At 66.4% G+C, this 14,545-nt stretch carries 13 protein-coding genes; 9 read left to right on the top strand and 4 right to left on the bottom strand.

Annotated elements, in window-relative coordinates:
• Positions 1–53: 53 nt before the first annotated feature.
• Both V5F66_RS20830 and V5F66_RS20825 read left to right on the top strand, forming a co-directional pair.
• A complete protein-coding gene (locus tag V5F66_RS20830) occupies positions 54–344 on the top strand; it encodes a YggT family protein (RefSeq protein ID WP_012112536.1) in 291 nt (96 codons plus the stop codon).
• 17 nt (positions 345–361) lie between these two features.
• Positions 362–694 carry a DUF167 family protein gene (locus V5F66_RS20825; RefSeq protein WP_393999611.1) on the top strand — a complete coding sequence of 111 codons (333 nt, stop codon included), beginning with the start codon at positions 362–364 and terminating at the stop codon, positions 692–694.
• 593 nt (positions 695–1,287) lie between these two features.
• On the opposite strand, the gene V5F66_RS20820 is transcribed toward V5F66_RS20825, so the two are convergent.
• From V5F66_RS20820 to V5F66_RS20810, 3 genes are all read right to left on the bottom strand, one after another.
• A complete protein-coding gene (locus tag V5F66_RS20820; protein ID WP_041575084.1) occupies positions 1,288–2,205 on the bottom strand; it encodes a TorF family putative porin in 918 nt (305 codons plus the stop codon).
• 391 nt (positions 2,206–2,596) lie between these two features.
• Positions 2,597–3,433 carry a protease inhibitor Inh/omp19 family protein gene (locus V5F66_RS20815; protein WP_394094643.1) on the bottom strand — a complete coding sequence of 279 codons (837 nt, stop codon included), beginning with the start codon at positions 3,431–3,433 and terminating at the stop codon, positions 2,597–2,599.
• A 175-nt stretch (positions 3,434–3,608) separates the two neighbouring features.
• On the bottom strand, positions 3,609–4,577 hold the full coding sequence (locus tag V5F66_RS20810) for a 2-hydroxyacid dehydrogenase (protein WP_394094642.1): 969 nt from the start codon (positions 4,575–4,577) through the stop codon (positions 3,609–3,611).
• Between the two features lie 316 nt (positions 4,578–4,893).
• On the opposite strand from V5F66_RS20810, the gene V5F66_RS20805 reads away from it, so the two are divergent.
• The 5 genes from V5F66_RS20805 to V5F66_RS20785 all read left to right on the top strand — a co-directional run bounded on the left by V5F66_RS20805 (position 4,894) and on the right by V5F66_RS20785 (position 10,205).
• Positions 4,894–5,970, top strand: a complete 1,077-nt coding sequence (locus V5F66_RS20805) for an ABC transporter ATP-binding protein (RefSeq protein WP_012112531.1) — start codon at positions 4,894–4,896, stop codon at positions 5,968–5,970.
• 111 nt (positions 5,971–6,081) lie between these two features.
• Positions 6,082–7,395 (top strand): ABC transporter substrate-binding protein, encoded by a 1,314-nt coding sequence (locus V5F66_RS20800; RefSeq protein WP_393999614.1) that lies wholly within the window; start codon positions 6,082–6,084, stop codon positions 7,393–7,395.
• A 305-nt stretch (positions 7,396–7,700) separates the two neighbouring features.
• Entirely contained in the window at positions 7,701–8,552 is an 852-nt protein-coding gene (locus V5F66_RS20795) for a carbohydrate ABC transporter permease (RefSeq protein WP_393999787.1), read from the top strand.
• A gap of 109 nt (positions 8,553–8,661) precedes the next feature.
• On the top strand, positions 8,662–9,549 hold the full coding sequence (locus V5F66_RS20790) for a carbohydrate ABC transporter permease (protein ID WP_393999615.1): 888 nt from the start codon (positions 8,662–8,664) through the stop codon (positions 9,547–9,549).
• Between the two features lie 155 nt (positions 9,550–9,704).
• On the top strand, positions 9,705–10,205 hold the full coding sequence (locus V5F66_RS20785; protein ID WP_012112526.1) for a TIGR00645 family protein: 501 nt from the start codon (positions 9,705–9,707) through the stop codon (positions 10,203–10,205).
• A 19-nt stretch (positions 10,206–10,224) separates the two neighbouring features.
• Here the strand turns inward: V5F66_RS20785 and V5F66_RS20780 are convergent, their stop codons facing one another.
• Positions 10,225–11,079 (bottom strand): MBL fold metallo-hydrolase, encoded by an 855-nt coding sequence (locus tag V5F66_RS20780; protein WP_394094641.1) that lies wholly within the window; start codon positions 11,077–11,079, stop codon positions 10,225–10,227.
• A 386-nt stretch (positions 11,080–11,465) separates the two neighbouring features.
• Between V5F66_RS20780 and V5F66_RS20775 the strand changes: the two genes are divergently transcribed.
• Together V5F66_RS20775 and ppdK are read left to right on the top strand one after the other, a co-directional pair.
• Complete coding sequence (locus tag V5F66_RS20775; RefSeq protein ID WP_394008472.1) at positions 11,466–11,606, top strand: DUF3096 domain-containing protein; 141 nt, start codon at positions 11,466–11,468, stop codon at positions 11,604–11,606.
• 111 nt (positions 11,607–11,717) lie between these two features.
• Complete coding sequence (ppdK, locus tag V5F66_RS20770) at positions 11,718–14,378, top strand: pyruvate, phosphate dikinase (protein WP_393999618.1); 2,661 nt, start codon at positions 11,718–11,720, stop codon at positions 14,376–14,378.
• Positions 14,379–14,545: the final 167 nt, after the last annotated feature.

Here is a 14,545-nt window from a genome sequence, read left to right as displayed (position 1 = left end):
ACCACTTCGGGGGGCTATTGCTGACGCGCAACTCCCCGGGGGCCCTTCCTGCGATGCGCGCGCTGCTCGACGTCATCCTTCTCGTTCTTCAGCTTTATGTCTGGCTGCTCATCGCCTCGGCGGTGCTGTCCTGGCTCGTGGCGTTCAACGTGGTGAACGCCCACAACTCATTCGTCCGCAGCGTGGGCGAGTTCCTCTACCGCATCACCGAGCCGGTGCTCGCGCCCATCCGCTCCGTGCTGCCCAACCTCGGCGGCCTCGACCTGTCGCCCATGGTGCTGATCCTGATCATCTTCTTCATCCAGCAGGTCATCGGCTACTACATCTACCCGAACGTCTTCTGACCGGCGGGGCGGGCCTGTTGTCGTTCCTGAAGCTGCTGCCCGACGGGGTGGAGGTGACCGTGCGCGCCACCCCGCGAGGTGGGCGGGACGCTCTTGATGGCGTGGCGGAACTGTCTGATGGCCGAGCGGTCCTGAAGATCAGGGTCAAGGTCGCGCCGGAGGATGGCGCGGCGACGGCGGCTGTCGCCCGCGTGCTGGCGCAGGCGGCGGGGGTGGCCGCATCCCAGGTCAGGCTCGCCTCGGGGGCCACCGCGCGGGTGAAGACGTTTCGCATTGCCGGCGATGCAGCCAAGCTGACCGCCGCCCTCACCCAGTCCGCCTCGGCGCCCGCCGGCAAGGGACGGAAATAACGCGAAGGGCTGGCGGGTCCTGATCATAGGCGATTTGGCGATCCCGAGCGGCGCTTGAAAGCGCTCGTTGGTGTGTCGGCCTCGCCCGGGACAGATCGCCCCAAAGGGCCGGCAGGGGAACCAGCTCGCCGTCAAACCATCGGGCTTGGTCGTTGACCGATCGCAGGTGGGAACGCTCAAGCGTCGCGCGGGCTGGAGCAATGGCCCATGAGTCAAGCTCATAGGTCCATACAATAGCCCCCTGCCACTGCGATCCCGAAGCACGAGCGCCGGGAGCCGGCCACCCGTTCCTTCCCCGAACTGCCGATCCGCTCCTCCAGCGCGCTCATGCGCCATGGGAAACGGCGCCCAGATCTCGTGCGCCCCCATGCACCCAGCTGCATGCATTCTGGCGGATGCATCCCCGGCAGAGCCCGAGGCCAGCGACACGCATCAGGATCAGCCACCCGTTTGCGCACCTGCGACGCTGGCGCGCTGACATCTGGCGCGCCGTGCTCCGTGCCGCCCGCTCCGGCCAGCCAACCCCTGCCACAAAGAAAAAGGCGCCGCGCGGGAAGCGCGGCGCCTTCTGGCGTCAGGGACGCCGGTTCAGATCACTTGAGGGCGTTCAGCGAAGTCGCGAACGACAGGGTCGCGAGGAACTTGTTGCCGCAAGCGTTGGTGTTGCTGATCATGAAGCCGCAATCGGCGTCGCTCAGGTCGGTGCCGGAATAGCGCAGGTCGAGGGTGGCGGCCTTGTAGGTGAAGGCGACGCCCACGTTCCACCAGTTGTAGCCGGGGATCGTCTGGATGTAGGTCAGGTCGGTGAAGGCGTAGTTGACTTCATAGTTGTAGGCGCTGGTGGACAGCCACTGATGGCCGAACTCGCCAGACGCATACCAGCCGAAGGCTTCGCCGGGACCGAAGGAGGGGAGCGGAACCTTGGCGGTCACCGACAGGGCGGTGCCGTCCGTGCCGGTGGAAGCGAAGTCGCTGGTCCAGTAGAGGTTCAGGCCGAGGGTCAGCCAGGGCGCGACGGTGTAGGTCGGCTTGGCATAGATTTCCCAGTAGTTGTAGTCGCTGGAGCCCGGTCCGATGTTCAGGCCGGTGATCGGGTCCTTGCTGGAGCCGCTGCCGGGATAGGTGTAGTAGACCGCGCCGACGTCGAGGGCGAAGTTGCCCCAAGTGTGACGCAGGCCGCCCGAGAAGTCGACTTCCAGCGAGCTGTTGCCGTTGGTGTAGCCGAGGCCGTCAATGGTGGTGTTCACCCAGTTCTGGTTGGACGCCCACACGTTGAAATACACCCAGTCGAACAGCTGCAGCTCGACGAAGCCCTGGATGGCGGGGTTGTTGTTGGTCTGGCTGATACCGCGGAAGAGGTAGTCCGACGTGCCGGTCACGCCGAAGGCCAGATCCCAAAGGGGAGCCTCGGGAGCCGGAACAGCCTTCACCGGCATCGGCGCGCTGAGGTCGGCCGCATTGGCGGCTCCGGCCAGGAGCAAGGAAGCGGCGACGACTGCGATCTTTTTCATAAGGAGGTACCCCGGCTGCGATTTAGATTGATAAAAATCAGGTCCCGGCCTCATGTCCAATGGGAAAATTAAGGCAGCAATTGCTACCGAATTGGGCAAACCCGCATGGATGCTGGATTCCTGTGTTGCGAAGATGCAACGCACTCTGGCGAAACGGTGACAACGGCCGTTCCTGACACGAAAAACATATGACGTAGGAGGAGTTGATATACCTCTTACAAGGTATCTGATTAAGGTTCCCGGCCGCAGGTGCCGCTTCTGCGCCACAGCGACTCGACCCATCCCGGTACGATGTCCCGTCCGCGCGGCACCGGCCCGGAGCAGCACGCAGCCCCCGTCGTGCCATGCAAGACCTGCGTCCGGATGGCAGGCTCAAGCCGGATATAGGTGTCTAAGGCCGGTTCATGAGCAGCGGGCGGCCACGCTCCGGGGTTCGCGCCCAGCCACCATCCTCCTGCCGCGCAAAGCGGATCACGGCGGTGTCGGTGTCGCCCCGCACCAGGATATTGCCGCCCTCAATGTCCCATGCCACGGGGCCGAAGCGCAGCAGGGCCGGATCGCAGCCGGAGGCGATGGCAAGCGCCTTCCCCTTACCGTTGCCGGCCGGCTGGTCGAGCAGGGTCACGCGGCACACCGGCGTTCCCGCCTGTCGGGCGAGGTCCCATTCGCCCACGACCTCTTCCACCTTGATCTCGGTGTCTTCGTCGGTCGCAGCGGGATTGCCGAGGAAATAGACCCCGTCGCCCTCCCGGAGCGCCTCATAGCTGCCGTTGGCCCCTTCCGTGAACTCGGCCACGGTGCGGCCCTGGGCGTTGAGCAGGCGCACGGAGCCGGACGGGTCCGGCAGCCAGGCCACCACCTGCGCCGAAAACGCGATGACGGCGCAGCCCTGCCGGTCGAACTCCACCGCGAGCCCCGGCCCGGCGGGCTCCGCCTTCAATGTAAAGGGACACGCCCGCGAACCGTCGGCATTGGCCAGACGGAACGGCGCGGCGAGCCGCGCCCCCGCTTCCCGCACCGCGGGATCAAGCCGCGGAGGGGCCTGCGGCCGCGGGGTTGCGGTGGGCGCAACAGGGCCGGACGGCGCATCACCGCGCTGCGCCAGATGGACCCCCGCAGTGAGCCCCGCCATGATGGCGGCGCCGGCCGCATCAGAGCCCACCTGGGCGGCACCCAGTTGCGTCACGCCCATCTGCGCGCCCAGCACCAGAGCTGCCGCAAGTGCCATATGCCGTGGAGCCATCCTGCCCTCGAAGCCGAACACGGGCACAAACGCTACCACCTTCCGCAAGCCTGTTCACCCCCGGCGCGCGCGAGCGCGGTTCGGCGCGCCGCTCCCGGCTGGCCGATGGTGTGGCCTTACGCCAGGGGGAGCGACGCCGCGAGGGGTCAGCGAGTGCGCCTCACGCCTTCGGCCAGGGGGTCTCCGCGACCGGGGTCAACGGACCCTTGCCGTCCAGGAAGGCGACGATGTTGTCCACCACCAGTTGGCCCATGGCCGCGCGGGTATGGTGCGTCGACGAGCCCACGTGGGGCAGCAGCACTACATTGTCGAGGCAGAGGAAGGCCTCCGGCACATGGGGCTCCTTCTCGAACACATCGAGCCCGGCGGCGAGAATGGTGCGCGATTGCAGCGCCTTGAGCAGCGCCGCCTCGTCCACCACGGTGCCGCGGGCGACGTTGATGAGGATGCCGTCCGGCCCCAGAGCGGCGAGCACGTCGGCATTCACCAGATGGCGGGTAGCCGCCCCGCCGGGGACGATGACCACCAGCACGTTCACCGCCCGCGCCAGGTCGAGCAGGCTTGCGAAATAGGGCAGGTCCACGTCCGGCTGCTGGCGCCGGCTGTGGTAGGCGACCGGCACCGCGAAGGCCTCCAGCCGCCGGGCGATGGCCTTGCCGATGCGGCCCATGCCGACGATGCCTACCGTCCGCTCGCGCAGCGTCGGCCCCAGAGGATAGGCGCCCTTCAGCCACTTGCCGTCGCGCACGAAGCGGTCGGCCTGGGGGATCTGCCGCACGGTGGCGAGCAGCAAGCCGAGGGTGAGATCGGCCACCTCCTCGTTCAGCACGTCCGGCGTGTTGGTGACGATCACGCCGCGCCGGGCGGCGGCGGCGGCATCCACCGTGTCGTAGCCGACGCCGAAATTGGCGACGATCTTCAGAGCGGGCAGGCGCGCCATCAGTGCCTCGTCCACCCGCTCCTTGCCGCGTGTGGCGATGGCGCGCACCGCGGCGGCAGTGGCGTCGGACAGGGCATCCAGGGGCAGAAGATCGAAGCGGGAGGCGAGCTGGCGCTCCACCACCTCCTCCATCACTGGTCCGGTCAGAAGGACGGCCGGGCGGGCTTGATCGGTTGCTTGATCGGTCATGGCGGGCTTTCGGTTCCGACGGTCAAATCTGGCCCAGGACCAAAGCCGAGGGCAAGCAAACGGTAGTTTGGTATCCCGGCGCAGCTGGGATCGCCCCCTGTCTAGCGCCATCGCAGGGGCCGGTTCAATGAAAGTTCAATCGTTTTAAATTCCCTCTTGATCCCGGCTTCCGCTTTCACCATGATCGCGCCGCGTCACAACGAGGGCGTAAGGTTCCCCAAAGGGACCCAAGAAACAGAATGAAGATCACGCGCGACGTTGAAGGCGGACGGATATCCGCCCGGCGCGCTGGCGAACACGAGGGAGAGGACGCTTCATGGCGACCGTGGACATTCGCGGTGTGAAGAAGGCCTATGGCGCGACGGCCGTCATCCATGGGGTGGATGTCAGCATTCGCGACGGCGAATTCGTGGTGCTCGTGGGGCCTTCCGGCTGCGGAAAATCCACCCTGCTGCGAATGATCGCGGGGCTCGAGAACATTACCGGCGGCCAGATCCTCATCGGCAACCGCGTGATCAACGAAATGCCGCCGAAGGAACGGGACATCGCGATGGTGTTCCAGAACTACGCGCTCTACCCCCACATGACGGTGGGGGCGAACATGGGCTTCTCGCTGAAGCTGCGCAAAGCGCCCCAGGAAGAGATCGATTCGCGGGTCAAACGCGCGGCGGAGATCCTCAACCTCACCAAGCTGCTCGACCGCTACCCCCGGCAGCTCTCCGGCGGCCAGCGCCAGCGTGTCGCCATGGGCCGCGCCATCGTGCGCGACCCGCAGGTGTTCCTGTTCGACGAGCCGCTCTCCAACCTCGACGCCCAGCTGCGCGTGCAGATGCGCACCGAGATCAAGGAGCTGCATCAGCGGCTGAAGACCACCACGGTCTACGTCACCCACGACCAGATCGAGGCCATGACCATGGCCGACAAGATCGTGGTGATGCACGACGGCATCGTCGAGCAGATCGGCGCACCGCTCGACCTCTACGACAAGCCTGCGAACCAGTTCGTCGCCGGCTTCATCGGCTCGCCCTCCATGAACTTCGTCAAGGGCAAGGTGCGCCTTGGCGCCGATCCGCGGCTGGTGACCGACAGCGGCGTCGAGATGCCCCTGCCGGCAGCGCCCGGCCTCACCGACGGCCAGGCGGTGGTCTACGGCCTGCGGCCCGAGCACATCCGGCTCGACCCCAACGGCGTGCCGGCCACCGTGGTGGTGACCGAGCCCACCGGCTCGGAAATCCTGGTGGTGGCCCGCCTCGGCGAGGCCGGCCAGAAGGGGCAGGAGATCACCTGCCTGTTCCGCGAGCGCCTGTCGTTTGCCCCAGGCGAGGTGATCCACATCGCGCCGCAACCCGGCCTCACACACCTTTTTGAGGAGGCGACGGGCAACCGTCTCTGACACACTCCAGACGGCAGCAAAGACGGCCCGGCAACGCCAATCCACAACGCCAGGGCCGCACCAGAACTGCACGCATGCCAAAACAAACATATCTTCACGGGAGGAAGACGAATGACCCTTTCCAGACGCGACGTGCTGATGGGCGGCGCCGGTCTCGCTGCAGGCAGCATGGCCCTGCCCTTCCTGGGCGGCACGGCGGCCCTCGGCCAGTCCGTTCCCAAGTTCGAGCCGGAGCCCGGCGCCTCCCTGCGCCTGCTGCGCTGGTCGCCCTTCGTGAAGGGCGAGGAGGATGCCTGGCTCGCCAACACCAAGAAGTTCACCGAGGCCACCGGCATTGAGGTGCGCATCGACAAGGAAAGCTGGGAGGACATCCGTCCCAAAGCCGCCGTGGCCGCCAACGTAGGCTCCGGCCCCGACATGGTCTGGGTCTGGTTCGACGACGCCCAGCAATATCCCGACAAGCTGCTGGACGTGACCGACCTCGCCAAGGGCCTCAGCGCCACCTACGGCGGCTATTATCCGGGCAACGAGGTTTACGCGAAGGTCAAGGACCGCTTCGTGGCGCTGCCGCTGGCCACCATCGGCAATGCGGTGGTCTATCGCGACAGCTGGGTGAAGCAGGCCGGCTTCAGCGAATTCCCCAAGGACACCAAGGGCCTGCTGGAACTGGGCAAGGCGCTCAAGGCCATCAACCACCCCATGGGCTTCACGCTGGGCCACGGCGTGGGCGACGGCAACAATTACTGCCACTGGATCCTGTGGAGCCACGGCGGCCGGATGGTCGACGAGAACGGCAAGGTGGTGATCAACTCGCCGGAGACCGTCGCCGGCCTGCGCTACGCCGCCGAGCTGTACAAGACCTTCATCCCCGGCACCGAGAGCTGGCTCGACGTCAACAACAACCGCGCCTTCATCGCCGGCGACCTGTCGGTGACGGCCAACGGCGTGTCCATCTATTACGCGGCGGCGAACGACCCCAAGCTCGCCGACATGGCGGCGGACATGAAGTCCACCAACTTCCCCATCGGCCCCGTCGGCAAGAAGGTGGAACTGCACCAGACCACGCAGGCCTGCATCTTCAAGTACACCAAGTACCCGAAGGCGGCGCAGGCCTACCTCGCCTTCATGTTCGACGCGCCGCAGTACAATGCCTGGCTCACCGGCGCGAGCGCCTATTGCTGCCAGACGCTGAAAGCCTTCTCCAACAATCCGGTGTGGACCTCCAAGCCCATCCACGCCGCCTATTCGGTTGCCTCCGAGACCCTGCAGCCCAACGGCTATGCGGGGCCCCTCGGCCCCAAGTCGGCGGCTGCCATGGCCGACTGGATCGTGGTGGACATGGTGGCGGAAGCCGCCACCGGCCAGCGCACCCCGGAAGAGGCCGCCAAGCGCGCCCAGCAGCGCGCCGAGCGCATCTACCGCTGATGTAACACCGGCTCCGGCGCCGACGCGCCCGAGCCGGTCACACCGTCGGCCTCGGACGGTGCCGAGGCCGCGTGGGTCCGCCCAAGCTCCTCCCCCCTTCCCCTCCCCCGCACGCGGGAGAGGGCCTTTTCCGACAGCGGCGGCACCGGCTTCAGGCCGGCCGCCCCCTCCCCCTCGGGGAGAACGGCACGTCAGATTTCCCGGAGATTGCTTCCATGGCCAACGTCACTGCGACCGAGCCGTCCCCCTCGCGGTCCTTCTGGGCCGGCATCGGCCAGGGCCGGCATGTGATCGGCATCCTCTTCATGCTGCCGGCCGCCGTGTTCCTGCTGTTCTTCCTCACCTATCCGCTGGGGCTCGGCGTCTGGCTCGGCTTCACCGACACCAAGATCGGCCGTCCCGGCGTCTTCATCGGCCTGGAGAACTACCAGTCGCTCATGGGCGACAGCCTGTTCTGGCTGGTGGTGTTCAACACCATTCTCTACACGGTGGCCGCCTCGATCCTGAAGTTCGCCCTCGGCCTGTGGCTGGCGCTGCTCTTGAACGAGAACCTGCCGTTCAAGGCCTTCTTCCGCGCCGTGGTGCTGCTGCCCTGGGTGGTGCCCACCGTGCTCTCAGCCATCGCCTTCTGGTGGATCTTCGACAGCCAGTATTCGATCATCTCCTGGGCGCTCATCAAGATGGGGCTGATCTCGGCGCCCATCAACTTCCTCGGCGACGTGGCCAACGCCCGCGCCTCGGTGATCGCCGCCAATGTGTGGCGCGGTATTCCCTTCGTCGCCATCTCGCTGCTGGCTGGCCTGCAGACCATCTCGCCCTCGCTGCACGAGGCTGCGACGCTCGACGGCGCCACCAATTGGCAGCGCTTCCGCTACATCACGCTGCCCATGCTCTCGCCCATCATCGCGGTGGTGATGACCTTCTCGGTGCTGTTCACCTTCACCGACTTCCAGCTCATCTATGTGCTGACCCGCGGCGGGCCGCTGAACTCCACCCATTTGATGGCGACCCTGTCGTTCCAGCGCGCCATTCCCGGCGGCTCGCTGGGCGAGGGCGCGGCCATCGCGGTGGCCATGATCCCGTTCCTGCTGGCCGCCATCCTGTTCAGCTATTTCGGCCTGCAGCGCCGCAAGTGGCAGCAGGGTGGAGCCGACTGATGGCAACGCCCCGCCCGGCCGGCACCGGCCCCTCCCGCCCGTTCCATTCCCCGACCCTCTCCGGCATGCGGATGAGGGAAAGCGCCGCGCCCGCGTCGAGGACCCGCCCATGACCCAAGCTTCCGAACAGATGACCGACAACTCCACGGGCATGAGCTATCTCGACAGCCTGCCCAGGCGGCTGGTCACGGTCATCCTGCCGCTGCTGGTGTTCGTCTTCGTGCTGCTGTTCCCGTTCTACTGGATGGCGATCACGGCCATCAAACCGAACTACCAGCTCACGGACTACAACAACTATTCGCCGCTCTGGGTGGTGGAGCCGACGCTGGAGCACATCAAGTACCTGCTGTTCGAGACCTCCTATCCGCACTGGCTGTGGAACACCATCTACATCTCGGTGGCGGCCACATTCATCTCGCTGGTCACCTCGGTGTTCGCCGCCTACGCCATCGAGCGGCTGCGGTTCAACGGCTCGCGCTGGGTCGGCCTCGGCATCTTCCTCGCCTATCTGGTGCCGCCCTCAATCCTGTTCATCCCGCTCGCCATCATGGTGTTCGGGCTCGGCATCTACGACACCAAGCTCGCCCTCATCCTCACCTACCCCACCTTCCTGGTGCCCTTCTCCACCTGGCTGCTGATGGGCTATTTCCGCTCCATCCCGTTCGAGCTGGAGGAATGCGCGCTGGTGGACGGCGCCTCGCGCTGGCAGATCCTCATCAAGGTGCTGCTGCCGCTCTCGGTGCCGGGGCTGATCTCGGCGGGCATCTTCTCGTTCACCCTGTCGTGGAACGAGTTCATCTACGCGCTCACCTTCATCCAGTCGTCGGAGAACAAGACCGTGCCGGTGGGCGTGCTCACCGAGCTGGTGCGCTCGGACGTGTATGAGTGGGGCTCGCTGATGGCCGGCGCGCTGCTGGGCTCGCTGCCGGTGGTGATCCTCTACTCCTTCTTCGTGGACTACTACGTGTCGTCCATGACCGGAGCGGTGAAGGAATAGGCCTCCCCGCCCAGGCGGGATTTTCCCAAGCGGGCAAAGCTTCCCCTGCGAAGCTTTGCCCGCTTGCCCTTCGGCCGCGACCGTGGCACCCCTTTGCGGCTTCGCTGCAGCGCGGCAGGGGTGGCCCGCAGGGTCGATATGGAGGGGATGGGACGATGCTGGAACGTGCGATCGAGTCGGTGCTCTTCCGCAGCCGCTGGATCATGGCGCCGTTCTATCTCGGCCTCGTCATCTCGCTGCTGGTGCTGCTGTTCAAGTTCGGCAGCGAACTGCTGCACTTTGTTCTGCATGCCACCGGCGCCACCGAGAGCGACACCATCCTCGGCATTCTCGCATTGGTGGACCTGACGCTCACCGGCAATCTGGTGCTCATCGTCATCTTCTCGGGCTACGAGAACTTCGTCTCCAAGATCGACCCCGACGGCCATCCCGACTGGCCGGAATGGATGACGCGGGTGGATTTCACCGGCCTGAAGCAGAAGCTGCTCGCCTCCATCGTCGCCATCTCCGCGATCCAGCTGCTCAAGGCCTTCATGAACATCGACAAGGGGATGAACGAGAACACGCTGATGTGGCTCGTGATCATCCATGTGGTGTTCGTCGGCTCCAGCCTCATCCTCGCCTGGTCCGACAAGCTCTCCAACAACAAGCACTAGGCTGACGCTCCTGCCGGGACTATCGCCCCGGCAGCACCAGCACGGTCGGCGCCTTCGGCAGGGTCTCGCGTGACAGCATCACGCTGGCCTCGGCGGAGCGCTCCACCTGCCACTCCCGGCCCAGGCGCGACAGGAAGCGCTCCAGCCCCCAAGCGCTGAAATAGTGCATGGGGACGACCAAGGGGGCGTTGATGGCCTTCAACGTCTCCACCATGCCCTCGATGTCGAGAGTGTAGGAGCCGTCCACCGGCGCCAGCACCACGTCAATGCGCCCCAGCGCCTCCAGGTGGGCGGGTGTCAGAAGGTGATGCAGGTGGCCGAGATGGGCGATGCACAGGCCCGCCACCTCGAACACGAACATGGAATTGCCGTCATACTCGGTGCCCGCGCCCCGCCGGATATTGGTGGGCACGTTGCGGATCCATACATCGTCGAGGGTCAGTTCGTGGTGCGCCGGGCCCCCGTCCGGGCTCCAGCCCCGCAGCACAAATTCGATCCCGGCCTCGGGCATGTCTGTGAAATGGGTGTCGTGGGCGCGGTTCATGGTGACTACCCGCGGCACCAGGGGCGGGCGGATATAGTCATTGTAGTCGGTAACGATGGTCACGCCGGCCGGACTTTCGATGAGAAAGCTCGCATGGCCGAGGAAGGTCAGCCGGACGAGGCCCGCCGCAGCAGCCAGCGGCGCCCCATCCAGCGCCGCGAGGCGGACCGGCGCGCGGTCGGCCACCATGCGGGGACATTTCTCCGGCTGCGCTGCGGCGAGGCCCGGCACCAGAACCAGTGCGGCGAGCGCGGCCAGCGCGGCTCGCCGCAAATTTTGCACCGCAGCATAAATGGACAGCGCCAACCTGGGGCAGGCAAAGGCGTCCATGGAGCCTCTCTCGGATCAGAGCCTCACGCGGACCGTGCCGGCGCATGGTCCGCGGACCGGCGCCAGAGGCGGGGAGCAAAGCCGGAATACCTTCGATTGTCGCCCGTTACCGCGCCTGCGCAATGGCACCCCATGTAACGCCGGCGTGAGCGGCACCCAAGCAAAGCGGGCGAGCGACGGCACCGCCCCCGCAGTGCAGCATGGACGAAAGACCAGCCCCATCCGCCCCGGCAAACACAGTCCGGGCCCGGATTTCGCTTTCCCCGCATGCGGGTAAAGGGCGATTCCCCGCGCGCACCAGCTCTCCAGCGCTTCCGCGCCAAGGGACCATTCTCTAGCATTGGCAGGGGATGACTATAAATCACGCGGCATGAGGAAATTTCACAATGTCTTTCAACCTCGTCATCATTCAGCCTTGGGTCGCCCTGGCGGCAGGCGTGCTGATCCTTGCGTTTCCGCGCCTTCTCAACGTTCTGGTGGCGATCTACCTCATCATCATCGGCCTCACGGGCCTCGCCGGCCACTGAGGCGCCCCCTCGGGCAGGCAGGGGCTGCGGCGATGGCCCCTGTTGATGCTTTGTGCGCTGCACGCTAAGCATCTGCCCATTCCGCACATCCCAGCTACAGGGATCAGCTACATGACGAAATGGGTCTACACCTTCGGCGACGGGAAGGCCGAGGGCAAAGCCGACATGAAGAACCTGCTCGGCGGCAAGGGCGCGAACCTCGCCGAGATGTCCAATCTCGGCTTGCCAGTCCCTCCCGGGTTCACCATTCCTACCGAGGTGTGTACCTATTATTACGCACACGGCCAGACCTATCCGGCCGAGCTGAAGGGCGACGTTGAAGCCGCCCTGGCCCAGGTCGGCCAGCTCACCGGCAAGTCGTTCGGCGATGCCGCCAACCCGCTGCTGGTCTCGGTGCGCTCCGGCGCCCGCGCCTCCATGCCGGGCATGATGGACACCGTGCTCAACCTCGGCCTCAACGACGAGACTGTGGAAGCCGTGGCCAGGCTCGCCGGCGACCGGCGCTTCGCCTATGACAGCTACCGCCGCTTCATCACCATGTACTCGGACGTGGTGCTGGGCGTGAGCCACCACCACTTCGAGGAGATCCTGGAGCACTACAAGCTCCAGAAGGGCTTCAACCTCGACACCGAGCTGTCCGCCGACGACTGGGCGGCGCTGGTGGTGAAGTACAAGGAGAAGGTCGCGGCCGAGCTCGGCAAGCCCTTCCCGCAGGATCCCCACGAGCAGCTGTGGGGCGCCATCGGCGCCGTGTTCAGCTCGTGGATGAACGCCCGCGCCATCACCTACCGCCGCCTGCACTCCATTCCGGAGAGCTGGGGCACCGCGGTGAACGTGCAGTCCATGGTGTTCGGCAACATGGGCGAGACCTCGGCCACCGGCGTCGCCTTCACCCGCAACCCGTCCACCGGCGAGAACGCCCTTTACGGCGAGTTCCTGGTGAACGCCCAGGGCGAGGACGTGGTGGCGGGCATCCGCACCCCGCAGGACCTGACCGAGAAGGCCCGCAAGACCGCCGGCTCGGACAAGCCCTCCATGGAGCTGGCGCTTCCCGAGGCCTTCAAGGAATTCGAGCGCATCTCCCACGTGCTCGAAAACCACTACCGTGACATGCAGGACCTTGAGTTCACGGTGGAGAAGGGCAAGCTCTGGATGCTCCAGACCCGTTCCGGCAAGCGCACCGCCAAGGCGGCCCTGCGCATCGCCGTGGAGCTGGCCGCCGAGGGCCTCATCACCGAGGAGGAGGCGATCGGCCGTGTCGATCCCGCCGCCCTCGACCAGCTGCTGCATCCGGCCATCGACCCCAAGGCCGAGCGCAAAGTGATCGCCACCGGCCTGCCGGCCTCCCCCGGCGCGGCGGCGGGCGCCATCGTGTTCACCGCCGACGAGGCGGAAGCGGCCAAGGAAAAGGGCCAGAAGGTCATCCTGGTGCGCGTGGAGACCTCGCCTGAGGACATCCACGGCATGCATGCGGCCCAGGGCATCCTCACCGCCCGCGGCGGCATGACCTCCCACGCGGCCGTGGTGGCCCGCGGCATGGGCAAGCCCTGCGTCTCCGGCGCCGGCTCCCTGCGCATCGATGCCGCCGCCCAGACCCTGACCGTGAACGGCCAGGTGTTCAAGAAGGGCGACCACATCACCATCGACGGCGGCACCGGACAGGTGCTCTCCGGCGAGGTCGCCATGCTCCAGCCGGAGCTGTCGGGCGAGTTCGCAACCCTGATGGGCTGGGCCGACAAGGTGCGCAAGCTGAAGGTGCGTGCCAATGCCGAGACCCCGGCGGATGCCCGCATGGCCCGCTCGTTCGGCGCCGAGGGCATCGGCCTCAGCCGCACCGAGCACATGTTCTTCGACGCCGGCCGCATCCTGGCCGTGCGCGAGATGATCCTCGCGGACGACGAGGCCGGCCGCCGCGCAGCGTTGGCCAAGCTGCTGCCCATGCAGCGCGACGACTTCGTCGAGCTGTTCGAGATCATGAAGGGCCTGCCGGTCACCATCCGCCTGCTCGACCCGCCGCTCCACGAGTTCCTGCCGCACACCGCGGAGGAAACCGAGGAGGTGGCCAAGAGCCTCGGCGTGGAAGTGGAGCGCATCGAGCGGCGCAACAAGGAGCTGCACGAGGTCAACCCGATGCTCGGGTTCCGCGGCTGCCGCATCGCCATCGCCTTCCCGGAGATTGCGGAAATGCAGGCCCGCGCCATCTTCGAGGCGGCCATCATCGCCGCCAAGAAGACCGGCGAGGCCGTGGTACCCGAGATCATGGTGCCGCTCATCGCCACCAAGGCGGAGTTCGACATTGTGGACGCTGTGATCCGCAAGACCGCCGATGCGGTCGAGAAGGAGACCGGCGCGAAGCTCACCTTCCAGGTGGGCACCATGATCGAGCTGCCCCGCGCCGCCCTGCGCGCGGAAGAGATCGCCAAGGGCGCCGAATTCTTCTCCTTCGGCACCAACGATCTCACCCAGACCACCTTCGGCGTCTCGCGCGACGACGCGGGCACCTTCCTCGGCCCCTACGTGCAGAAGGGCATCATCGAGGTGGACCCGTTCGTCTCCATCGACGTGGACGGCGTGGGCGAGCTGGTGAAGATCGGCGTGGAACGCGGCCGCAAGTCGCGTCCCGACATCAAGCTTGGCATCTGCGGCGAGCACGGCGGTGATCCCGCCTCGGTGGCCTTCTGCCACGAGGTGGGGCTCAACTACGTGTCCTGCTCGCCCTTCCGCGTGCCGATCGCCCGCCTCGCGGCGGCGCAGGCGGCGCTGAAGAAGTAGGAACAAGGTCCGGAGGGGCGCGCTCCGCCCCACCTCAATAAAAGAGGCCGCCCGGACGACATGTCCGGGCGGCCTCTTCGTTTTCATGCCGACGCGACCTGGGGCCGGAACCAGCCGCGCGGGTTTTTCGTTCTGAAGAGCGTCACCGCTACGGTGAAAACAACGCT

The organism is Xanthobacter versatilis (assembly GCF_043193975.1).
In the GTDB taxonomy this organism is placed as follows: domain Bacteria; phylum Pseudomonadota; class Alphaproteobacteria; order Rhizobiales; family Xanthobacteraceae; genus Xanthobacter; species Xanthobacter autotrophicus_E.
Note: the sequence above shows the minus strand (reverse complement) of the source record. Positions and strands in the feature narration are given on the sequence as shown.

Excerpts from the sequence above, each read along its gene's own strand:
- V5F66_RS20785 (WP_012112526.1), top strand. The coding sequence starts at position 9,705 with ATGCTGGAACGTGCGATCGAGTCGGTGCTCTTCCGCAGCCGCTGGATC.
- V5F66_RS20810 (WP_394094642.1), bottom strand. The coding sequence starts at position 4,577 with ATGACCGATCAAGCAACCGATCAAGCCCGCCCGGCCGTCCTTCTGACC.
- V5F66_RS20805 (WP_012112531.1), top strand. The coding sequence starts at position 4,894 with ATGGCGACCGTGGACATTCGCGGTGTGAAGAAGGCCTATGGCGCGACG.
- V5F66_RS20815 (WP_394094643.1), bottom strand. The coding sequence starts at position 3,433 with ATGGCACTTGCGGCAGCTCTGGTGCTGGGCGCGCAGATGGGCGTGACG.
- V5F66_RS20775 (WP_394008472.1), top strand. The coding sequence starts at position 11,466 with ATGTCTTTCAACCTCGTCATCATTCAGCCTTGGGTCGCCCTGGCGGCA.
- V5F66_RS20830 (WP_012112536.1), top strand. The coding sequence starts at position 54 with ATGCGCGCGCTGCTCGACGTCATCCTTCTCGTTCTTCAGCTTTATGTC.
- V5F66_RS20795 (WP_393999787.1), top strand. The coding sequence starts at position 7,701 with ATGCTGCCGGCCGCCGTGTTCCTGCTGTTCTTCCTCACCTATCCGCTG.
- V5F66_RS20790 (WP_393999615.1), top strand. The coding sequence starts at position 8,662 with ATGACCCAAGCTTCCGAACAGATGACCGACAACTCCACGGGCATGAGC.
- ppdK (WP_393999618.1), top strand. The coding sequence starts at position 11,718 with ATGACGAAATGGGTCTACACCTTCGGCGACGGGAAGGCCGAGGGCAAA.
- V5F66_RS20820 (WP_041575084.1), bottom strand. The coding sequence starts at position 2,205 with ATGAAAAAGATCGCAGTCGTCGCCGCTTCCTTGCTCCTGGCCGGAGCC.
- V5F66_RS20780 (WP_394094641.1), bottom strand. The coding sequence starts at position 11,079 with ATGGACGCCTTTGCCTGCCCCAGGTTGGCGCTGTCCATTTATGCTGCG.
- V5F66_RS20800 (WP_393999614.1), top strand. The coding sequence starts at position 6,082 with ATGACCCTTTCCAGACGCGACGTGCTGATGGGCGGCGCCGGTCTCGCT.